This window comes from Mangrovicoccus algicola (genome assembly GCF_014903745.1).
GTDB classification, from domain to species: Bacteria; Pseudomonadota; Alphaproteobacteria; order Rhodobacterales; family Rhodobacteraceae; genus Mangrovicoccus; species Mangrovicoccus algicola.
This window is the reverse complement of record NZ_JACVXA010000023.1, coordinates 39,141-60,121: the sequence shown is the minus strand read 5'-3', so window position 1 is coordinate 60,121 and position 20,981 is coordinate 39,141. Positions and strand designations below refer to the sequence as shown.

At 69.0% G+C, this 20,981-nt stretch carries 19 protein-coding genes; 9 read left to right on the top strand and 10 right to left on the bottom strand.

Going from position 1 to position 20,981, the window contains the following annotated elements:
• Nucleotides 1–75: 75 nt before the first annotated feature.
• From ICN82_RS09855 to ICN82_RS09840, 4 genes are all read left to right on the top strand, one after another.
• Complete coding sequence (locus ICN82_RS09855; RefSeq protein WP_193182151.1) at nt 76–1,194, top strand: efflux RND transporter periplasmic adaptor subunit; 1,119 nt, start codon at nt 76–78, stop codon at nt 1,192–1,194.
• The gene (locus tag ICN82_RS09850) at nt 1,191–4,745 is read left to right on the top strand and encodes an efflux RND transporter permease subunit (protein ID WP_193182149.1); all 3,555 of its coding nucleotides are present in this window, start codon (nt 1,191–1,193) and stop codon (nt 4,743–4,745) included. The genes ICN82_RS09855 and ICN82_RS09850 overlap by 4 nt, the downstream gene beginning before the upstream one ends.
• A 55-nt stretch (nt 4,746–4,800) precedes the next feature.
• A complete protein-coding gene (locus tag ICN82_RS09845) occupies nt 4,801–5,457 on the top strand; it encodes a DUF2161 domain-containing phosphodiesterase (RefSeq protein ID WP_193182147.1) in 657 nt (218 codons plus the stop codon).
• A gap of 66 nt (nt 5,458–5,523) precedes the next feature.
• Nucleotides 5,524–6,648 carry a cytochrome-c peroxidase gene (locus tag ICN82_RS09840; RefSeq protein WP_193182145.1) on the top strand — a complete coding sequence of 375 codons (1,125 nt, stop codon included), beginning with the start codon at nt 5,524–5,526 and terminating at the stop codon, nt 6,646–6,648.
• Between the two features lie 61 nt (nt 6,649–6,709).
• Here ICN82_RS09840 and ICN82_RS09835 read toward each other — a convergent pair whose 3' ends face one another.
• The 5 genes from ICN82_RS09835 to ICN82_RS09815 all read right to left on the bottom strand — a co-directional run bounded on the left by ICN82_RS09835 (nt 6,710) and on the right by ICN82_RS09815 (nt 10,736).
• A complete protein-coding gene (locus tag ICN82_RS09835) occupies nt 6,710–7,294 on the bottom strand; it encodes an HNH endonuclease (RefSeq protein ID WP_193182143.1) in 585 nt (194 codons plus the stop codon).
• A 170-nt stretch (nt 7,295–7,464) separates the two neighbouring features.
• Complete coding sequence (locus ICN82_RS09830; protein ID WP_193182142.1) at nt 7,465–8,139, bottom strand: alpha/beta hydrolase; 675 nt, start codon at nt 8,137–8,139, stop codon at nt 7,465–7,467.
• Entirely contained in the window at nt 8,136–8,768 is a 633-nt protein-coding gene (locus ICN82_RS09825; protein WP_193182140.1) for a DNA-3-methyladenine glycosylase family protein, read from the bottom strand. The genes ICN82_RS09830 and ICN82_RS09825 overlap by 4 nt, the downstream gene beginning before the upstream one ends.
• Before the next feature lie 58 nt (nt 8,769–8,826).
• Entirely contained in the window at nt 8,827–9,843 is a 1,017-nt protein-coding gene (locus tag ICN82_RS09820; RefSeq protein WP_193182138.1) for an aldose epimerase family protein, read from the bottom strand.
• Nucleotides 9,844–9,926: 83 nt separating this feature from the next.
• Nucleotides 9,927–10,736 carry a 2-dehydro-3-deoxygalactonokinase gene (locus ICN82_RS09815; protein WP_193182136.1) on the bottom strand — a complete coding sequence of 270 codons (810 nt, stop codon included), beginning with the start codon at nt 10,734–10,736 and terminating at the stop codon, nt 9,927–9,929.
• Nucleotides 10,737–10,855: 119 nt separating this feature from the next.
• On the opposite strand from ICN82_RS09815, the gene ICN82_RS09810 reads away from it, so the two are divergent.
• Nucleotides 10,856–11,950: an ABC transporter ATP-binding protein gene (locus ICN82_RS09810; protein WP_193182134.1), complete on the top strand. Its 1,095-nt coding sequence runs from the start codon at nt 10,856–10,858 to the stop codon at nt 11,948–11,950.
• Between the two features lie 29 nt (nt 11,951–11,979).
• Here the strand turns inward: ICN82_RS09810 and aroB are convergent, their stop codons facing one another.
• Both aroB and ICN82_RS09800 read right to left on the bottom strand, forming a co-directional pair.
• Nucleotides 11,980–13,098 (bottom strand): 3-dehydroquinate synthase, encoded by a 1,119-nt coding sequence (aroB, locus tag ICN82_RS09805; protein ID WP_330998984.1) that lies wholly within the window; start codon nt 13,096–13,098, stop codon nt 11,980–11,982.
• On the bottom strand, nt 13,082–13,642 hold the full coding sequence (locus ICN82_RS09800) for a shikimate kinase (protein ID WP_193182130.1): 561 nt from the start codon (nt 13,640–13,642) through the stop codon (nt 13,082–13,084). The genes aroB and ICN82_RS09800 overlap by 17 nt, the downstream gene beginning before the upstream one ends.
• 121 nt (nt 13,643–13,763) lie before the next feature.
• Between ICN82_RS09800 and ICN82_RS21505 the strand changes: the two genes are divergently transcribed.
• The 3 genes from ICN82_RS21505 to ICN82_RS09790 are packed head-to-tail and all read left to right on the top strand — an operon-like array spanning nt 13,764 to nt 16,304.
• Nucleotides 13,764–13,895: a hypothetical protein gene (locus ICN82_RS21505; protein WP_269142388.1), complete on the top strand. Its 132-nt coding sequence runs from the start codon at nt 13,764–13,766 to the stop codon at nt 13,893–13,895.
• A complete protein-coding gene (locus ICN82_RS09795; RefSeq protein WP_193182128.1) occupies nt 13,885–15,354 on the top strand; it encodes a hypothetical protein in 1,470 nt (489 codons plus the stop codon). The genes ICN82_RS21505 and ICN82_RS09795 overlap by 11 nt, the downstream gene beginning before the upstream one ends.
• Entirely contained in the window at nt 15,351–16,304 is a 954-nt protein-coding gene (locus tag ICN82_RS09790; protein WP_193182126.1) for a site-specific tyrosine recombinase XerD, read from the top strand. Before ICN82_RS09795 ends, ICN82_RS09790 begins: the two co-directional genes overlap by 4 nt.
• A gap of 24 nt (nt 16,305–16,328) precedes the next feature.
• Here the strand turns inward: ICN82_RS09790 and ICN82_RS09785 are convergent, their stop codons facing one another.
• From ICN82_RS09785 to ICN82_RS09775, 3 genes are read right to left on the bottom strand one after another with little or no spacing between them, the layout of a single operon-like run.
• Nucleotides 16,329–17,387: a patatin-like phospholipase family protein gene (locus ICN82_RS09785; protein WP_193182124.1), complete on the bottom strand. Its 1,059-nt coding sequence runs from the start codon at nt 17,385–17,387 to the stop codon at nt 16,329–16,331.
• Nucleotides 17,384–17,923 (bottom strand): carboxymuconolactone decarboxylase family protein, encoded by a 540-nt coding sequence (locus ICN82_RS09780; RefSeq protein ID WP_193182122.1) that lies wholly within the window; start codon nt 17,921–17,923, stop codon nt 17,384–17,386. Before ICN82_RS09780 ends, ICN82_RS09785 begins: the two co-directional genes overlap by 4 nt.
• Before the next feature lie 16 nt (nt 17,924–17,939).
• Entirely contained in the window at nt 17,940–18,713 is a 774-nt protein-coding gene (locus tag ICN82_RS09775) for a 3-hydroxybutyrate dehydrogenase (protein WP_193182120.1), read from the bottom strand.
• 447 nt (nt 18,714–19,160) lie between these two features.
• On the opposite strand from ICN82_RS09775, the gene ICN82_RS09770 reads away from it, so the two are divergent.
• Nucleotides 19,161–20,939 carry an extracellular solute-binding protein gene (locus ICN82_RS09770; RefSeq protein WP_193182180.1) on the top strand — a complete coding sequence of 593 codons (1,779 nt, stop codon included), beginning with the start codon at nt 19,161–19,163 and terminating at the stop codon, nt 20,937–20,939.
• Nucleotides 20,940–20,981 lie beyond the last annotated feature (42 nt).

Sequence of the window (20,981 nt, the reverse complement as noted above, 5' to 3'; positions counted from 1 at the left end):
ACTGAACCACATCGTTCAGTCCCGCCGCGGGACCGGCGCTGCGGCCCTCAGGAACGGGCATCGGGGGAAGAATACATGAGGCTTCTGCCAGTCCTGACCGCGCTGATCGTGGCGGTCGTGCTCTATGCGCTGGTCTTCGAACGCGACGCGCTTCGCGCAATCGTGAGCGGCCAGGCGCCGCCGTCGCCCTCCGGGGCGGCCGCCCCCGCCCCTGCCGCCCCCCCGAGCGAGGACGAGGCGGGCCAGGCCGCCATCGACGTGATCGCCGTCGAAAGCCGCGCGCAGACGGTGGACAATACCGTCGTGCTGCGCGGACGCACCGAGGCCGACCGCCAGGTGGAGGTGATGTCCCAGGTCTCGGGCCTCGTCATCTCGGAACCGCTGTCCAAGGGCAGTTTCGTCGAGGCGGGCCAGGTGATCTGCGAGGTCGATCCCGGCACCCGTCCGGCCGACCTGCAGGAGGCCCGCGCCGCGCTGGCCGAAGCCGAGATCGCCGATACCGCCGCGCAGCGCCTCTCCAAGGGGGGATACACCTCCGAGACCCAGGCCGTCGCCGCGCGGGCCTCGCTTGAATCCGCCCGGGCCGCCGTGACGCGGGCCGAGACCGAGATCGCGCGGCTGACCATCACCGCCCCCTTCTCGGGGCTCCTGGAAACCGACAGCGCCGAACTGGGCAGCCTGCTTCAGTCCGGCGCCGCCTGTGCCACGGTGATCCGGCTGGACCCGGTGCGGCTGGTGGGATTCCTGCCCGAAACCCAGGTGCAGCAGGTCGCCACCGGCGCCCCCGCCCGGGCGCGCCTGGCCGACGGGCGGCTGCGCGAGGGGATCGTGACCTTCGTGTCGCGCTCCGCCGATGCCACGACCCGCACCTTCCGCGTGGATATCCAGGTGGCCAATCCCGATTTCTCGGTCCGCGACGGGCAGACGGCCGAGATCGCCATCGAGGCCGAGGGCGCCAGCGCGCATCTGATCCCGCAATCGGCGCTGACGCTGGATGATGACGGCACGATGGGCGTGCGCGTGGTCGATGCCGAGAGCCGCGCGCGGTTCGTCGCCGTGAAGATCCTGCGCGACACGGCCGAGGGCATGCTGGTCACGGGCCTGCCCGAGACCGCCGAGATCATCACCCTGGGCCAGGAATACGTCACCGACGGGGTCGCCGTGACCGCCCATCGCCCGGAGGATGGCGCGTGAGCGGCCTGATCGACTGGGCGGCCGCGCGGGCACGCATGATCGTGGCCTTCATCGCGCTGTCGCTGGCGGCGGGGGCCTATTGCTATGTCACCCTGCCCAAGGAGGGCGAGCCGGATATCGAGATCCCGATGCTCTTCGTCTCGGTGCCCTTTCCCGGCATCTCGGCCGCCGACAGCGAGAAACTGCTGGTGCGGCCGATGGAGACCGAGCTGTCGGATATCGACGGGCTGAAATCCATGCAGGGCACCGCGGCCGAGAATTATGCGGGCGTCGCGCTGGAATTCGAATTCGGCTGGGACAAGACGGCGGTCATGGCCGATGTCCGCGACGCGATGTCCAATGCCTCCGCCGATTTCCCCGACGGGGCGGAACAGTATTCGATCAACGAGATCAATTTCTCGGAATTCCCCATCCTCGTCGTGTCCCTGACCGGGCAGGTCCCGGAACGCACGCTGATCCGGCTGGCCAAGGGGCTGCAGGACCGGCTGGAATCGCAGGACGCGGTTCTGGAGGCCGTGCTGGCGGGATCGCGCGACGAGATGGTCGAGGTGGTGATCGACCCGATCCGCCTGGAGGCCTACAACGTCACCGCCGCCGAGCTGATCGACGTGGTGCAGAACAACAACCAGCTGATCGCCGCGGGCGAGATCCAGTCCGAGACCGGCGCCTTCTCGGTCAAGATCCCCTCTTCCTTCGACGAGAGCCGCGACCTGTTCGACCTGCCGGTCAAGACCAATGGCGACCGCGTCGTGACCCTGTCCGACCTGGCCGATATCCGCCTGACCTTCGAGGATCGCGAGGGGACGGCGCGTTTCGACGGCGAGAAGACCGTCGCGCTGCAGGTGGTCAAGCGCAAGGGCTACAACCTGATCGACACCGCCGCCGATATCCGCCGCCTGCTGACCGAGGAAACAGCGACCTGGCCGCCGGAACTGCGCGACGCGGTGCGGGCCGAGATCTCCAACGACCAGAGCCATACCGTCGCCTCGATGATTTCCCAGCTGGAGGGATCGGTGCTGACGGCCATCGCGCTGGTGATGATCGTGGTGCTGGCCTCGCTGGGCGGGCGGCCCGCGCTGCTGGTGGGCTTCGCCATCCCGACCTCCTTCCTTCTGTGCTTCGTCTTCCTGGCGATCATGGGCGTGACGATCTCCAACATCGTCATGTTCGGGCTGATCCTCGCGGTGGGGATGCTGGTGGACGGCGCCATCGTGGTGGTGGAATACGCCGAATCCCGCATCGACCAGGGCCAGGGGCCGATGCGCGCCTATGTCGAGGGCGCCAAGCGGATGTTCTGGCCCATCGTCTCCTCCACCGCGACGACGCTCTGCGCCTTCCTGCCGATGCTGTTCTGGCCGGGCGTGGCGGGGGAGTTCATGGGAATGCTGCCCGTGACGCTGATCTTCGTGCTATCGGCCTCGCTGATCGTGGCGCTGGTCTACCTGCCGGTGATGGGCGGGGTCGCCGGGCGGCTGAACCGCAGCTTTGCTCACGCCTCGGACACGCTGCGCGCGCTGCCTTTCGCGGCGCGGCTGGCGATTCTGGCCGCGGCCATGGCACTGGCCTTTGCCGGGTTCCGCGGCCTCCTGATCCCCGGCGGCGTGCCCATCCTGTCGGCCGTGATGTTCGTGGCGGGGCTGTCGGCCACTTCCGTGGCGGCGGGGGCGCTGCGCGGCCCGGCGCGCGAGGACCGGCTTCAGGCGGGCTATCGCCGCAGCCTCTTCGGAAAGGCCATCGCCGCGATCGCGGGCAATCCGGTCATGCCGCTTGTCGCGATCGCCGTCGTGGCAGGCTTCGTTGCCGCGGTTTTCGTCACCTACGGGCAGAAGAACTACGGCGCGGAATTCTTCGTGGAGACCGAGCCCGAACAGGCCATCGTCTATGTCCGCGCCCGCGGCAACCTGTCCGTGGCCGAGAAGGACGCGCTGGTGGGCCGGGTCGAACAGGTCGTGCTGGGCACCGAGGGCGTGGCCACGGCCTTTTCCTTCGCCGGGACGGGCGGGCTGAATTCCAATACCGGCGGCGGCGAGGGACCGCGCGACGCCATCGGCCAGGTCCAGTTCGAGACCCTCGCCTGGGATGACCGCCCGACCCTGCCCTTCGACGGACCCTGGTGGCAGCGCATCCTGCTGCAACGCGTCTCCGATCCCTTCTATGACGGCAATGCCGTCCTGGCACGGATCGAGACGGCGCTGGCGGAGATCCCCGGCATCTATGCCGAGGTGACCGAACTGTCGCAGGGCCCCGCCGACGGCAAGCCGGTGCATCTGCGCCTGATGGGCCAGGATTTCGCCGCGCTGGAGGAGGCCGCGCATCTGGCGCGCGCCAGGATGGAGCAGATCGGCGGGCTGACCGCCATCGAGGACACGCTGCCCCTGCCCGGCATCGACTGGGAAATCGATGTCGATGTCGAGGCGGCCGGGCGGTTCGGCGCGGATGTGGCCACCGTGGGCGGCATGGTGCAGCTGGTCACGCGCGGCATCCTGCAGGGCACGATGCGGGTCGACAGTTCCGACGAGGAGATCGAGATCCGCACCCGCCTGCCGGAGGAATACCGGCGGCTGTCGACGCTCGACACGCTGAAGCTGCGCACCCCCGAGGGGCTGGTGCCGCTGTCGAATTTCATCACCATCCGCCCGGTGGCGAAACTGGCCCAGATCGACCGGATCGACCAGAAACGGTTCTACGACGTCAAGGCCGACATCCTGCCCGGGCTGACCAACGAGGCGGGCCAGCCCGTCACCGCCAATGAACGCATCGCGCGGCTGACCGAATGGCTGGCCGACAATCCTCTGCCCCCCGGGGTCGGATGGGAATGGACCGGCGACCAGGAGGAACAGCAGGAGACCGCGGATTTCCTGGGCAAGGCCTTCATCGCGGCGCTGTTTCTGATGTTCATCATCCTGCTGGCGCAGTTCAACAGCCTGTACAATTCGGTGCTGGTGCTTCTGGCGGTGGTGCTGTCGACGGCCGGCGTGCTGATCGGCATGCTGGTCATGCAGCAGCCCTTCAGCTTCATCATGACCGGCACCGGCGTGGTGGCGCTGGCGGGGATCGTGGTGAACAACAACATCGTCCTGATCGACACCTATCAGGAATACAGCCGCTACATGCCGCGGATCGAGGCGATCATCCGCACCGCCGAGGCCCGCATCCGTCCGGTCCTGCTGACCACGCTGACGACCATGGCGGGGCTGATGCCGATGATGTTCGGACTTAGCCTGGATTTCGTGGGCGGCGGGGCCACGATCGACAGTCCCACCGCGCTGTGGTGGAAACAGCTGGCGACGGCGGTGGTCTTCGGGCTGGGCGTGGCCACGGCGCTGACCCTGGTCTTCACCCCGGCCATGCTGGCGGCGCGGGTCTGGGCGGGAACCTATGCCATGGCCTTCCTGCGCTGGATCGAACGCTGGTCCGGCGGGCGGCGCAGCCGCGCGGCCGAGGACTGGCTGCTGCGCCGCCGCGCCCGGCGCCAGGCGGCGCCCGAGATCCTGTGGGATACCGGCCAGGCGGAGGCGGAAGCGGCCCGCCGGATGCGCGCGGCGGAATGACGGCCGGCGGCGGCGGGGGATTCCCTCCGCCGCCGATCCGCCCTAGGGTCGCGCCATGACCCGCTGCCGCGAAACCGACCTCTATGCCCCGCTCAAGGCCTTCCTCGAATCCCAGGGATACGAGGTGAAATCCGAGGTGGCGGGCGCCGATATCGTCGCCTGCCGCGGCGACGAGCCGCCCGTGGTGGTGGAGATGAAGACCGGGTTTTCCCTGGCCCTGTTCCACCAGGGGATCGCGCGCCAGGCCGTCACCGACGCCGTCTATCTCGCCGTGCCGCGCAGCACCTCCCGGGCCTTCCGCGACAATCTGGGGCTCGCGCGGCGGCTGGGTCTGGGGGTGCTGTCGGTGCGGCTGGCCGACGGGTTCGTCGAACCGCTTTGCGATCCCGGCCCCTTCGTGCCGCGCAAGGTGCCGAAGAAACGCGACCGGCTGCTGCGCGAATTCGCCCGGCGCGCGGGGGATCCCAATACCGGCGGGCGTCGCGGGGCCATCGTCACCGCCTACCGGCAGGATTGCGAACGTCTGGCGCGGCTTCTGCTTCAGCAGGGCGCGCTGCAGGGGGCGGTGGCGGCGCGCGCGGCAGGCGTGCCGGCGGCCACCGCGATCATGGCGGCCAATCACTATGGCTGGTTCGACCGGGTCTCCCGCGGGGTCTACGGGCTCAGCGATGCCGGGCGCAGCGCCGCGGCCGCGCTTTCCGATGCCGTCTGAGACCGCGTCGCGGTTGCGGCGCGAAAGTCCGATTGTTATGCTCGGGAAACGCCGCCGGATCTTCTCATGCGCCGCCTTTTCCTGACCGCCCTGCTGACCCTGTCCGGGCTGTGCCCCGCTGCCGCCCAGGGGCCGGACAGCCTTGTCGATCTGGGCCGGGCGCTGTTCTTCGAGACCGCCCTTTCGGCCAATCGCACGCAATCCTGCGCCAGCTGCCACATGCCGGAAGCGGGGTTTTCCGATCCGCGCGGCGCGGCCTCGCCGGGGGATGACGGGATCAGCCTGGGCGACCGCAACGCCCCGTCGATCGGCTATGCCGTTCTCACGCCCGATTTCCACCGCCGCGAGGACGGCCGCTATGCGGGCGGGCAGTTCTGGGACGGACGCGCCGGGGGGCTGGCCGCGCAGGCCGGAATGCCGCCGCTGAACCCGGCCGAGATGGGCATGCCGGACGAGGCCGCGGTGGTCGCGCGGCTGCGGGCGGATCCGGATTACGTCTCGGCCTTCGCGCGGCTTTTCGGCGCGGATGTCCTGGAGGACGCCGAAACCGGATATCGCGCCATGACCGAGGCGCTGGCGGCTTATGAGGCGGGCCCGGATTTCGCGTCTTTCGACAGCAGGTACGACCGCTACCTGCGCGGCGAGGCCGAGCTGACCCGCGAGGAGGAACTGGGCCGGATCCTGTTCTTCTCGCAGCAATTCACCAATTGCAACCAGTGCCACCAGCTGGGCCGCTCGGAGATGGACCCGCGCGAGACCTTCACCAGTTACGAATACCACAATATCGGCACGCCGCGGAACACGCGGCTGCGCGGGCTGAACGGCATCGCGCCGGATCTGGTGGACGAGGGGCTGTTCGCCAATCCGCTGGTCGCCGATCCGGCCGAGCGGGGCAAGTTCAAGACCCCGTCGCTGCGCAATGTTGCGGTCACCGGTCCTTACATGCATAACGGCGTCTTCGAGGATCTGCGCACGGTGGTCCTGTTCTACAACCGGTACAATACCCGCGATCCCGACCGGCTGATAAATCCCGAAACCGGGGCGCCCTTCGGTCCGGCACCGGTGCCCGAAACCCTGTCCATGACCGAACTGACCTCCGGGCCCGCCCTGGACGATCAGCGCATCGACGCGATCGTCGCCTTCCTGCGGACGCTGACCGATGCCCGCTATGAGCCGCTTCTGGAGGACTAGCCCGCCGCCCCCGGCGGTTGCACCTGAAAACCCTCATGCAGGGCATTGAAAGTACGGTTATTCAGCTTTCCAGTTCTGCATCCCAGTAAAGGTAGTCGACCCAGCTGTCATGGAGGAAGTTCGGCGGGAAGCGGCGGCCCATGTTGCGCATCTCTTCCGAGGAGGGACGCCGCGGCGGCTTCTGCAGGCGGAACCCCACCTGTTTCAGCGTCTTGGACCCCTTGCGCAGGTTGCACTTGCCGCAGGCGGCAACGACGTTTTCCCAGCTGGTGATCCCGCCGCGGGCGCGCGGCACGACATGGTCGAAGGTCAGGTCGCCCTTCGCCCCGCAATACTGGCAGCAGAATTCGTCCCTCAGAAACAAATTGAAGCGCGTGAAGGCCACGCGCTTCTGGGGTTTGACGAATTCCTTGAGCACCACGACCGAGGGTATTCGTATCTCCAGGCTGGGGCTGCGCACGACATGGTCGTATTCGGCGATGATGTTGACCCTGTCGAGAAAGGCCGCCTTCACCGCCTCCTGCCAGGGCCAGAGTGACAGCGGATAATAGGAAAGCGGCCGGTAATCGGCGTTCAGCACCAGTGCCGGATGATGCCTGAGACTGTTGGGTTCGCGGACGAATGCCGTCCTGAAGTCTGCCTGCATGGGTGAAGTGTCCTCGCCCTGTCTGCCCTTCGCGGCACCAGAGCGGGCCCTCCCGCCCTAGTCTGCTTCGACTATATATCGTGTTTGCAACGGCACAAGCCCCGCAAAATGCGGTGTGCCTGCCGAGGGTTTTAAACCCGCTACATGAAAAAGCCGTGACAGCGGGACCGTCAGTCCCCGGAGGCCAGTCCCATCCGGTCGCGCAGGAAGGCCAGCGCCACGCTCAGCCCGTCGGGATCGATGCCATGCCCGGTGCCGCGCATCGTATGGGCATAGACCCGGAACCCCGCCGCCGACAGGGCATCGCCGGCCTCTGTCAGAGAGGCATGCGGGACGACCGGATCGGCATCGCCGTGGATCAGGATCACCGGAGGCGTGGTCGCCGCCTCTGCCGCCAGCCGTTCCGGCGCCAGCAGCCGTCCGGAAAATCCCACGACGCCGCCGATCTCCGCCTTGCGGCGCGGCGCAAGATGCAGGCTCAGCATCGTGCCCTGGGAGAAACCGAAAAGGAATATATCCTCGGGTCTTACACCGGTTTCTTGAAGCACCTCGTCCAGCAGGGCATCGAGGTCGGCCACGGCCTGCTCCATGGAGGCGCGCGACGCTTCCTCGCTGGATCCGTCCAGCCAGGGAAGCGGGAACCACTGGAATCCCATGGGCGCCCCGGCACAGGGCTCGGGCGCATCGGGCGCCAGGAACAGTGTATCGGGCAGATACTCGGCCAGCGGCTGCGACAGGCCCAGCAGATCGGCCCCGTTGGCGCCGTAGCCATGCACGAAGACGACGACGTTCTTCGTCTCGCCCGATTTCGGCTCTGCCCGGCCCGTGTTCAGCCTGCGTGTCATCTGATGCCCTCGCGGTCCTTCGCCACCCGGTAGTAGGCCCACAGCAGCCGCGCCGCAACCGCGCGCCAGGGGCTCCAGCCTGCGGCCATATCGCGCAAGACCCGTTCGCCCGGCCGCGCCTCCAGATCGAACAGCAGCCGCGCCGCCTCCTGCAGCGCCAGGTCCCCCGGGGCGAACACATCCGCGCGCCCCAGCGAGAACATCGCGTAGATCTCGGCGGTCCAGCGGCCGATGCCGGGCACCGCGACCAGCGTGGCGATCACCTCCTCGGCCGGGACCTCGCGCAGGTCGCCATAGCGGATCCGCGCCGCCGCCAGTTCGCGGGCATAGCGGATCTTCTGGCGCGACAGGCCGCAGCCGCGCAGCTCCTCCTCGCTGGCGCCCAGGATCTTGCGCGGGCCGGTCAGGCGCGCCGCCTTCAGCCGGGTCCAGATCGCAGCGGCCGCCGCGACCGAGACCTGCTGGGACACGATGGCCGACAGCAGCGCCTCGAACCCGTCGCGGCGCAGCCGGAGCGGCAGCGTTCCGGTCAGCTCCAGCGCATGGGCGAAACGCGGCTCCTGCGCCGCCAGCCAGGCCGCGCCTTCGGCCACGCAATCCGGGCCCAGGATGATGCGTTCGCGCAACATGCCCGAGCCGTCGCATGCCCCGCGGCGCCCGGTCAATCCGGAAGCTGCCGCATCGCCGTCACGGCCCCTCGAAACGCCATTGCGTGACCTGTTCGACCGAGCGCCCGGCAGCGAGACGGATCGAGGGGAAATGCGGGTGGTTGCAGGCATCCGGCCAGCCCTGCGGCTCGATCGCCAATCCGCAGAATGCAGGATTGGCCCGCCCGTCATGGCCCGGCGCGCCGCCATCGGCGAAATTCGCCGCGTCGTAGAGCTGCACCCCCGGCTCGGTGGTCGAGACGGTCATCGACACGCCCGAGCGCCCGGTCAGCGTCAGGATCTCGGTCAGCGCACGGCGCTGGTCGGCCAGGCACAGATTGACATCCAGCCGCGGGTCCCGCCCCGGATGCAGCACCCGCCCCGCGCGGAAATCCAGCGGCCCGCCCGCGACCGGCTCGATCTCCCCGGTGACCAGCGAATCCGGCCCCATGACGCAGGCGCGGTCGGCCGCGACCTGCAGGTGATGGCCGTCATAGGTGTCGCTGCCATCGAGGTTCCAGTAGCCGTGATTGGCGAAATTGACGATCGTGTCGCGGTCGGTCGTCACCGCCACCCGCATCTCCAGCACGCCCTCGGCCACCAGCGCATAGCGCGCCGCCACCGCACGGTTGCCGGGAAAGCCGCCCGCGCCATCGGGCAGGTTCAGCTCCAGCGTCACCGAGACATCGTCGCGCTCGGCGATCTGCCACAGCGCGTTCTGCGTGCCCGCCTCGCCGGAATGCCGGGTATGGCGGCCATCCTGGTTGCGTTCGAATTCGACCCTCTGCCCGCCGATCTCCGTGGCCCCGCCCGAGATGCGGTTGATGACCGGTCCGATCAGCGACCCGCAGGAGCGCATCGCCGAGAGATACGGCTCCAGCGTGTCGGTGCCGATGGCCAGCCCGTGATCGACCCCCGCCAGGCGCACATCCTGCAGGATCGCGCCCTGCGTCAGGATCGCCGCGCCCAGGCGGCCGTCAGAGATCACGATCCGCTTCACCTCGCGCCCGTCGGGGCGATGGCCGAACGGGTAGAGACCGGGGGTCAGGGCTGCCATCATCTGTCTTGCTCCGCATCTGTGCTCCGCTGCCGGTCTGGCCCGGCCGGCGGCCGGGATCAAGCCCCCGCAGGCGGCGCGGCTCAGCCCAGGCGGGCCCGCGCCCCGGCCAGCCCGGCCAGGGTCATCGCCATCGCATCCGCCTGGATCGCGGGCACGCCCTGCGCGGCAAAGGCGGCATTCCAGGGGCCGGCGGCATCGCGCGGGGCGATCACCGCGACCGGCTGGCCCAGCCACCAGGCGCGGGCCGCGGCCATGTCGGCCCCGATGCGCAGCCCCAGGATCTGCGCGCGCCCGGCCCCCGGCGCCGCCTCGCCCAGCCGTTCGGCCGCGCGGATGCGCGCCAGCCCCGCCATCAGCGTCTCGGGGCGGCTGCGGGTGCGCTCCATCGCTTCCAGGAACAGCGCCTCGTCCCAGGGGCCCGGCGCGCTCTGCGCGGCCAGCCGGTCCAGCGGTCCGGCAAGCGCCGAGACGAAGCTGACCACCTCCCCGGCCGAGACATGGACCCAGTGGGTTTCCTCGGCGGGCAGGCAGATCACGCCGTCCCATCCGGGATTGAGCGCCAGGAACCCCGCGACGCGGGTCTCTGCGCCGGTCATCAGGGCCGGGCCCTCGCCGCGCAGACCCGGCACGCAGGCCAGCCGCGCCGCCTGCCAGTCCTGCACGGCGATCCGGCCGGGCAGCGGCGGCGCCGGGACCGTGCGCGGCGCCGGCGGCGCGGCGATGCCCTGCAGCAGCCCGCAGGCGAGGATCAGCCCCCCGTCCCCGGCCAGCCCGGCCAGATCCTCCGCCCCGACCGGAAGGCCGGGTCCCTCGGCGCGGTCCTCGCGCATCTGCCAGGCCAGCGCCTGCGGCTGCGAGGCATCCAGCGCGATCCAGTCTGTCTGTGTCATGGGTCTCTCCGTGGCGGTACGCCGTTGCGGCAAGTGCCTGTCGCGGCACCGGCAGGGGGATGACGCTGCCCGGTTTTCCGGCTAGGGGACAGCTGGAGGACAGCGCATCGGAGGACCATATGGCGCGCGTGGAGCTGCAGCAAGTCACGAAGCGCTTCGGCGATTTCCAGGCGGTGGGACCCGTCGACCTGGTTGCCGAAGAAGGGGAATTCCTGGTTCTGCTGGGGCCCTCGGGCTGCGGCAAGAGCACGACGATGCGGATGATCGCCGGGCTGGACGACGTGACCTCGGGCCGGGTCCTGTTCGACGGGACCGACATGGGACGCACGCCCCCCGCCGATCGCGACGTCGCGATGGTGTTCCAGAGCTATGCGCTCTATCCCAACCTGACGGTCTTCGAGAACATCCGCTTTCCGCTGAAGATGCGCAAGATGGCCCGCGGCGCGCAGGAGGCGCTGGTGCGCGAGGCGGCGGAGCGGGTCGGCCTTTCGGACCAGCTGGCCAAGCGCCCCTCGGCCCTGTCGGGCGGGCAGAAGCAGCGCGTGGCGCTGGCGCGGGCCATCGTGCGGCAGCCGCGGGTCTTCCTGATGGACGAGCCGCTGTCGAATCTCGACCACAAGCTTCGGCTGTCGACGCGCGCCCATATCCGCCACCTGACCCGCGACCTCGGCGTGACGACGATCTACGTCACCCATGACCAGGCCGAGGCGATGACCCTGGCCGACCGGATCGTGGTGATGCGCAAGGGACAGATCGTGCAGGTCGGCACGCCGCGCGAGCTGTATGAACGGCCCGGCTGCGCCTTCGTGGCGGGGTTCGTGGGCAGCCCGGCGATGAACCTGATGCGCGGGCGCATCCGCGGCGGCGTGTTCCGCGGCGAGGATGTCCAGATCGAGGGACTGGCGGCCGATGACGGCGAGGTGATCCTGGGGTTCCGCGCCGAAGAGGCGCAGGTGCTTTCGGAACACATGGGCTTCACCGGCTGCGAGATCTCCGCGCCGCTCTACGAGCTGGAGCCGCTGGGCGATTGCGTCATGGTGCTGGTCGAGGCCGGCGGGGCGATGGTCACCGCGCGCGCCCCCCGGGAGTTCGAGGCCCGGCCGGGCGACCGCATCCGCATCGTGGTGCCGCCCAATGCCTGCCATGTCTTCGATGCCGAAACCGGGGCGCGGCGCGATCCGGCGGCGCGGCAGGGCGGCGGCTGGGGCGGCTGATCCGCCCCGTCCGCGACCCGTCGCCCGTCTCAGGCGGCAAGCGCCTCCTGCAGCAGGCCGCGCAGCGCCTCGGCAGGCACGTCCGAGGTGACGAAAGCCTGCCCGATGCCGCGCGCGAGGATGAACCGCAGCTGTCCGTCCTGCACCTTCTTGTCCTGCGCCATCAGCCCGATCAGCGCCTCCGCGCCCGGCAGGTCGCCCGGAATGTCGCGAAGATCGGTCTTCATGCCCATCGCGTGAAGATGCGCGCGCACGCGCGAGGGATCCTCCTGCGGACACAGGCCCAGCCGCGCGGACAGCTCGAAGGCCAGCGCGCAGCCGATCGCCACGCCTTCGCCATGCAACAGGCGGCCGGAATAGCCGGTCGCCGCCTCCAGCGCATGGCAGAAGGTATGGCCCAGGTTCAGCAGCGCGCGCTCGCCCTGCTCCGTCTCGTCGCGGGCGACGATCCCGGCCTTCATCTCGACCGACCGGCGCACCGCGTGACGGCGCGCGGCCGCATCGCCCGCCGCCAGGGCCGGGCCGTTGGCCTCCAGCCACTCGAAGAAGGCCGCATCGCCCAGCAGCCCGTACTTGACCACCTCGCCATAGCCCGCCAGCAGGTCGCGCGGCGGCAGCGTGTCCAGGATGCCGGTATCGGCCAGCACCAGCGCGGGCTGGTGGAAGGCGCCGATCAGGTTCTTGCCATGGGCGGTGTTGATCCCGGTCTTGCCGCCGACCGAACTGTCGACCTGCGCCAGGAGCGAGGTCGGAATCTGCACGAAGCGCACGCCGCGGCGCAGGATCGCGGCGGCAAACCCGGCCAGGTCGCCGATCACCCCGCCGCCGAGGGCGATCACCACGTCGCGCCGTTCGACCTTCTGCGCCAGGAGCCAGTCGCAGACTTCCTCGAGCCGGGCCCAGCACTTGGTGGCCTCCCCGGCGGGCAGCTCCAGCGCGGCGCTGTCGATGCCCGCCTGCGCGAGCGCCGCCTGCAGCGGGCGCAGGTGATGCGCCGCGACGGTGCTGTCGGTGACGATCACCGCGCGCTTCTTGGACAGCAGCGGTCCCAGGTAGTCCCCCGCCGCGGCGATCAGCCCCTGCCCGATCACCACGTCATAGGCGCGCTCCTCCAGGGCCACATGGACCCGCTCAGCCGGTTCGCTCACCCGTTTCCTCCAGGATGTCGTTGCGTTTGGACAATTCGTCGATGACCCGCCGCACCGTGTCGGCGACGCTGTGGCTGGAAAACGCCGCCACATGCACGGGCGCCCGCGCATAGACGGGGTTGCGGCTGTCGCAGAGTTCGCGCAGCGTCTGGTAGGGATTGTCCGTCGCCAGAAGCGGCCGGCCGCTCTTGCCCTTGACGCGCGCCCAGAGAAGGTTCGTCTCGGCCTTCAGCCAGACCGCCAGCCCCAGCCGGGTGATGTTGATGCGGTTGGCATGGTTCATCCAGGCCCCGCCGCCCGTGGACAGGATCCGCGGTTCGCCCTTCAGCAGCCGCAGGATGACCTGGGTCTCCTTCTCGCGGAAATACACCTCGCCGAAGCGGGAGAAGAGTTCAGGGATCTCGTAGGAGGAGGCGCGCACGATTTCCTCGTCGGAATCGACGAATTCTGCCTCCAGCGCGCGCGCCAGTTCGCGCCCGACCGACGTCTTGCCGGATCCCATCATCCCCACCAGGACGACTGTCTTCTTCAGGCGGTAGCTCACGCGGGGTCCGGTTCCGATTGACTGATTGAGACGCGGGCGCGCCGTGTTATACTGAGCCGCGACGTATAAGTTGAACAAGAAACATCGTCAAACGCGCAGAGGCACCGAAGGCAGGTCCGAGATGAGATTACTGAAAGTACTGGTATTCCTGCTGATCGTGGCGGGCATCGGGCTGGTTGGATACGCCTATTTCGGCAATCTCGCCCCCGAACGCGGCCAGGTGACGATCCCGGTGGAACTTGGTGCGCAATAGCGCGGCACCCGCGGCGCTGCTGGGTCTTGCGCTGGCGCTCGGACCGGGGGCGGCGGCGGCGCAGCGCGCGCCCGAACCCGCCCTGCCCTGGCTCAGCGACAGCCTGTCCGCGCCGGGTGCGGGCGGCGCCGTGGAGACCGGGACCCTGGGCGGGCTTGACCGCGACGCGACCGGGCTGATCCCCGCCGCGGTCGCCGGGCTGCCGGCCGATCTGTGGGCAGGCGGCAGCAGCGACCGGGTCATCGCCCTGCTGGAACGGCTGCCGCCCTCGCCCTATCCCGGGGCGCAGGACCTGATGCAGCGGCTGCTGCTGAGCGAGGCGGACCCGCCCGCGCGCGGCGATGACGCGCTGCTGACGGCGCGGGTCGACGCCCTGTTGCGGCGCGGCGCGCTGGACCGGGCGCAGGCGCTGATCGAACGGGCCGGTCCGGGCACGCCGGACCTGTTCCGGCGCTGGTTCGACATCAGCCTGCTGTCGGATAGCGAAGACCGCGCCTGCGCCGCGCTCGAGGCCAATCCCGCGCTCGTGCCGAATCCCATGACGCGGGTCTTCTGCCTGGCGCGCGAAGGCCGCTGGAGCACCGCCGCCCTGACGCTGGAAAGCGGCCGCGCGCTGGGGGACATCGCGCCGGAGGATTACGACCTTCTGGCCCGGTTCCTCGATCCCGACCTGTTCGAGGGCGAACCGCGCCTGCCGCAGCCCGCGCGGGTGACGCCGCTGTCCTTCCGCATCTACGAGGCGATCGGCGAACCCATGGCCACGCGCGACCTGCCGCTGGCCTTCGCCTGGTCGGATCTGCGCTTCGTGGCGGGCTGGAAGGCCCAGCTGGAGGCGGCCGAACGGCTGGCCAGGGCGGGATCCATGCCCGGCAACCGGCTGCTGGGGCTGTATACCGAACGCAAGGCCACCGTCTCGGGCGCGATCTGGGACCGGGTGCGTGCCGTGCAGGCGCTGGACCTGGCGCTGAATTCCGGCGATCCCGCGGCGGTCTCGGCGGCGCTGATCGATGCGCGCGCGGCGATGTCCATGGCCGGGCTGGAGCCGGCCCTGGCCGGGATGGTCGCCCATCGCCTGACCCGGCTGGAGCTGAAGGGTCCCGGCGCCGAGGCAGCGCTGCGCCTGCGGCTGCTGGACGGTCAGCTGCCCGGGACGATCCACGAGGGCGCGGGCGACGACCTGCGGCTGGCCCTGGCGATCGCCACCGGCGGCAGCCCCGACCCCGATACCGGCGATGCCGAGGCGCTGCGGCGAGCCGCCGCCTTCGCCGCGCCCGCCGCGGCCGCCTCCGGCGCGGTCGGCGAGACGATCCTGGCGGCGCTGTCCCAGCTGGTGCCCGGGGCCGAGGCGGATGCCGAGGACCGCGCCGCCGCGCTTGGCGCCCTGCGCGCGGCCGGGCAGGAGGACGCGGCGCGCCGCATCGCCGCCGACATGATCCTGGCGGGGGGGATCGGACGATGATGGAGCAATGGATCAGCCGGTTCCTGGAGGCGCAGTCGGCCGAACTCGACGCGGCGCTGAACACGCGGCTGGCCTATGGGCGCGACCTGAAGGATTTCGCGGGCTGGCTGGCCGGGCGCGACAGCGACTTCCTGTCCACCAGCCGCAGCGAGATCGAGGATTACATCGCCTTCTGCGACGCCCAGGGGCTGTCGCGCGCCACGCGGGCGCGGCGGCTGGCCTCGATCCGGCAACTGTTCCGTTTCGCCTATGAGGAGGATCTGCGCAGCGACAACCCGGCCATCCAGATCCGCGGGCCCGGCCGGGCCAAGCGGCTGCCCAAGACGCTGAGCGTCGAAGAGGTCGAACGGCTGCTGACGGCGGCGGGCGAACATGGCCGCACCCCGGCCGACCGGCTGCGCACGCTGTGCCTCGTGGAGTTGCTGTATGCAACCGGCATGCGGGTCAGCGAATTGGTGACGCTGCCGGTCTCGGCGGCGCGCGGCAACCCCGCGATGATCCTGGTGCGCGGCAAGGGCGGCAAGGAACGGCTGGTGCCGCTGTCGCCCCCGGCCCGCCGCGCCCTGGCCGACTGGCTGGGCGCGCGCGACGCCGCCGAGGAGGCCGCCAAGGCGAAGCGCGGCAAGCCCTTGTCATCCTTTCTGTTTCCCGGGCGTGGCGCGGGCGGTCACATGACCCGGCAGGCCTTCTTCGTGCTGATGAAGACATTGGCGGTGAAAGCCGGCGTGTCGCCCGGCCTGGTGACGCCGCACACGATCCGCCACGCCTTCGCCACGCATCTGCTGCAGAACGGGGCCGATCTGCGCGCCATCCAGATGATGCTGGGCCATGCCGACCTGTCGACCACCGAGGTCTATACCCATGTCCTCGAGGCGAGGCTGCGCGAACTGGTCCTGGATCACCACCCCCTTGCCGTCCCCGTCGCCGCGGAAGATACGGATTGCACATGAAAACCACCCCGCAAGGGGTTGTTTTCAATTGAACATCGTCGCGATATCCACCGAGCTGTCATGGCCGATCTTGTCGCCGTGATCCCCCAGGAACGCATCGGCCGCGGCATAGCCCGCCTTGTGGAGCCGCCCCAGCAGATAGGGCGACGGCACCAGTTTCGTGCTGACCGACAGGCTGGTCATCAGCCGGTCATCGGCGATCATGTGGATGTTCACGTCGCGCATAGAGCCTTCAGGGATCCGCCCGGTCGCCAGCAGCCGCTTGACGAAGGTGATGGCGCGCAGCTCGCGCAGCAGCGAGGAGTTGAAGCTGATCTCGTTGACCCGGTTGGCGATGTCCTGCGGCGTGACCGGCAGTTGATCGCGTTCCAGCGGGTTGATGTTGATGACGACGATGTCATCGGGCAGATGCGGCGCGAACATCGGGTAAAGGGCGGGATTGCCGGTATAGCCGCCGTCATAGAAGATCTCGTCGCGGCCGGTCTTGGGATCGTGGATTTCCACCGCCTGGAAGATCGTCGGCAGGCAGGCCGAGGCCAGGATCGCCTCCACCGAGATTTCCGCGCCGGTGAAGATGCGGGACTTGCCGTCGCGCACGCGGGTGGTGCAGACGAAGAAATCGGGCCCCCGCGCGGTGGCGCAGACATCGTCGAAGACCAGCTGGCCGACGATATCCTCCAGCGGATTGCGATAGGCCGGTCCGTACATGTAGGGCGAGACGAAGCCGCTGGCCGCCTCGGCCGCCAGATAGGCCGGCGAGGCGAAATAGGCATCGCGCATGATCCCCATGACCGGACCGAAGACGTTGATCCAGGCGGTCAGGCGCAGGTCCTGCACCGCGCCGATGCGGGTCCACAGCCAGTTCAGCGTCTCGATCGCCTTCTGCCGCGGATCGGCGGCCTCGGGGCAGGACAGCCCGGCCTTCAGCGCCGCGCCGTTCAGCGCCCCCGCCGAGGTCCCCGAGATGGAGGCGATCTCGATCGTCTCTTCCTCCAGAAGCCGCACCAGCGCCCCCCAGGTGAAGGCGCCATGCGCGCCGCCGCCCTGAAGCGCCAGGTTGATCCGGCGGATATTGGCGCTCATTGCGGGGCCTCCTGCGCCGCCAGGCGTGCCAGCGCGCCGGGATCGGGCGTGCCGCAAAAGCCCATCGACCGGCGCAGACCCGGGATCAGCGCGGCCCCGTTCATCGCATAGGACAGCTCGATCAGCCCGTCCTCGCCGAAGGCGGCCCGCACGCGGTCGCGCGCCTCGGGATCGTCGCGCCGGTCGCGCACCACCGCATCGGCCAGCCGCATGACATCCGCCAGCGGGCCGGGCAGCTCTCCGGGGGCGGCGGTCAGGAATTCGCGCAGCAGCCCCTCGCGCAGACCGCCCGCCTTGGCCCGGGCGATCTCGGCCTCCAGGCTGGCGGCGCAATCCCCCGCCATCGCCCCGCGGATCCGCGCCAGGTGATAGGCCTCGGGCGGGACATCCTGGTTGGGGTCGAGGAAGGACAGGAACCGGCCATAGCGCATCAGCAGCCTGGGGCTGGTCTCGGCGATGCGGTGCACATGCGGAAAGCGCAGGCCCAGCCGGGCCTCGCGCCGTGCGATCATTGCCTTGGTCAGTCTGCCGAACATTCCCGTCCTTTCCCGGTCAGAGCGCCGTCCAGCCGCCATCCACCGAAATGGTGGTGCCGGTCACCTGGGCGGCATAGGGCGAACACAGGTAAAGCACCGTTCCGCCCAGCTGTTCGACCGTGGCGAATTCCTTCGAGGGCTGGCGCTCCAGAAGGACCTTCTCGATCACCTCCTCCTTGGACATGCCGTATTCCTTCATCGTGTCGGGGATCTGCGCCTCCACAAGGGGGGTCAGCACATAGCCCGGACAGATGGCATTGGCGGTGATCGGCTCGCGCGCGGTTTCCAGCGCGGTGACCTTGGTCAGCCCCACCACCCCGTGCTTGGCCGCGACATAGGCGGATTTGTAGGGCGAGGCGGTCAGCCCGTGCGCGGAGGCGATATTGACCACCCGCCCCCAGCCCGCCTTGCGCATCATCGGCAGCGCGGCGGCCGTGGTATGGAAGGCCGAGCTGAGATTGATGGCGATGATCGCGTCCCATTTGCCCGCCGGGAAATCGTTGATCGGCGCGACATGCTGGATCCCGGCATTGTTCACCAGGATGTCGCAGGCGCCCGCCGTCTCGATCAGCGCGCGGCATTCCTCGCCCGAGGACATGTCCGCCTTGATATAGCGCGCCTCGACCCCGTAATCGCGCGCCAGCCCTTCCGCCAGTTCGTGATCCTCGTCCCGGTCGGTGAAGGAATTCAGGACCACGTTGATCCCCGCCTTCGCCAGTTCCGTCGCCACACCAAGGCCGATCCCCGAATTCGATCCGGTCACGACCGCCGTCTTGCCCGCAAGGTTCATGTCGGTAACTCCTTCTGACGCGACAGAGGGTAGATGCTGTCGGCGCGATGACCAGCCAAATCATGCCCCCGTGATCGCGGGCACGAAAATGCCGCGCCCGCCCGAGATCGGCGGCAGGACGCCGAGAGAGATGATTCTTCCGGCACCGCGCCCCGCCCGGGCCCGGGATGCTGACAAAGTCTGTGGAGAACTGCCCTGCCCGGTGCTTTTGCCCTTGAATCCTTGGGGTCCCCAGACAAAAAAGACGCCAGCACAAGGCTGGCGTCAAGTCATTGAGGCAGGTTTCATACAGGCAAGAAACCTATCGAGCAGTGCTTCCTATATAAGCCCATCCTCGCGCCTCTCCAACCCCTAAGTTTTAAAATCGGCGCATATCTGCTAGGCAGGCGTTAACAAAACCGGAGCAGGAACAAGAATTTGACATATCGCGCAGGATGGACCGCCCGGATGGCGGCGGGGCTTCTGGCGGCGGGTCTGGCGGCAGGCCCGACCCTGGCCGAACCGCAGCACGGCATAGCTATGTATGGCGCCCCGGCATTGCCACCGGATTTTGTGTCGCTTCCCTATGCCGATCCCGATGCGCCCAAGGGCGGGCAGATCGTTCTGGCAGAACAGGGCGGGTTCGACAGCCTCAATCCCCATATCCTGAAGGGACGCGCCCCCTGGGCCGTGACCACCCATGTCTTTGAATCGATGCTGGGCCGGTCCTATGACGAACCCTTCTCGCTTTACGGGCTTCTCGCCGAGACGGTGGAAACCGGCCCGAATCGCGAATGGGTCGAATTCACCATACGCCCCGAGGCGCGGTTCTCCGACGGCTCGCCGGTGACGGTCGAGGACGCGATCTGGTCCTACGAGACGCTGGGCACCGAAGGGCATCCGCGATTCCTGGGCAGCTGGCAGAAGGTGGAGAAGATCGAGGCCACCGGCCCGCGGTCGTTCCGCATCACCTTCAACACGCCGGACCGCGAATTGCCGCTGATCATGGGGCTGCGGCCGATCTTCAAGAAGGCCCAGTGGGAGGGCAAGGATTTCGCGCAAAGCTCGCTGATCCCGCCGATCGGATCCTCCGCCTACCCGATCGCCGAGTTCGAGCCCGGCCGGTTCATCAATTTCCGCCGCAACCCCGATTACTGGGGCAAGGATCTGCCCTTCAATGCCGGGCGCAACAACCTCGACCTGATCCGATATGAATATTTCGCCGATGCGGGCGTGATGTTCGAGGCCTTCAAGGCCGGGGCGGTCAGCCTCTACCGCGAAGGCAATGCCGCGCGCTGGCAGGACAGCTATGATTTCCCGCTGATGCGGGAGGGGAAGGTGGTCAAGGCCGAGATCGCGCATGAGCGTCCCTCGGGCATTACCGGGCTGGTGATGAATACCCGCCGCGATCTCTTCGCCGACTGGCGCGTGCGCGAGGCGATGCTTCTGGCCTTCAACTACGAATTCATCGCCCAGACCCAGAATGGCGGCAGCGATCCGCGGATCTGTTCGTATTTCTGCAACTCGGTGCTGGCGATGCGGCCGGGCCCGGCCGAGGGCCGCGTGAAGGACTTGCTGACCCCCTTCGCCGAGGATCTGCCCCCCGGAACGCTCGAGGGCTATGCGCTGCCCGAGGGCGACGGCACGGCGCGCAACCGCAGGAACATCGCCAAGGCGGCGGCGCTGCTGGAAGAGGCGGGCTGGACCCCGAAGGACGGGCGGCTGGTCAATGCCTCCGGTCAGCCCTTCGCCTTCGAGATCCTGATGCTGCAGGGGGCGACGGAATACCAGTCGGTGGTCAATATCTTCGCCCAGGCACTGGACCGGCTGGGCATCGCGGTGCGCACCACCACGATCGACCCGGCCCAGTACAATGAGCGCACCAACCGCTTCGATTTCGACATGACCTTCTATACCCGGGCGCTGTCGCTGTCGCCGGGCAATGAACAGATGCTGTATTGGGGATCCGAGGCCGCCGACACGCCCGGGTCGCGCAACTGGATGGGCATGAAGAGCCCGGCGGCCGAGGCGATGATCGCCGCGATGCTGGAAACCGCCGACCCGGAGGAATTCCAGGCCGCGGTGCGCGCGCTGGACCGGGTGCTGACGGCGGGGCGCTATGTCATCCCGCTATGGTATTCGCAGGTCTCGCGCCTGGCCCATGATGCCAGCCTGCACTACCCGGCGCATGTCCCGCTTTACGGGGACTGGCCCGGCTGGGCGCCGGATGTGTGGTGGTCCGAGTGACGGCACGGGGGCGCGGGCGGCTTGCCTGTGTCCCTTCGACCG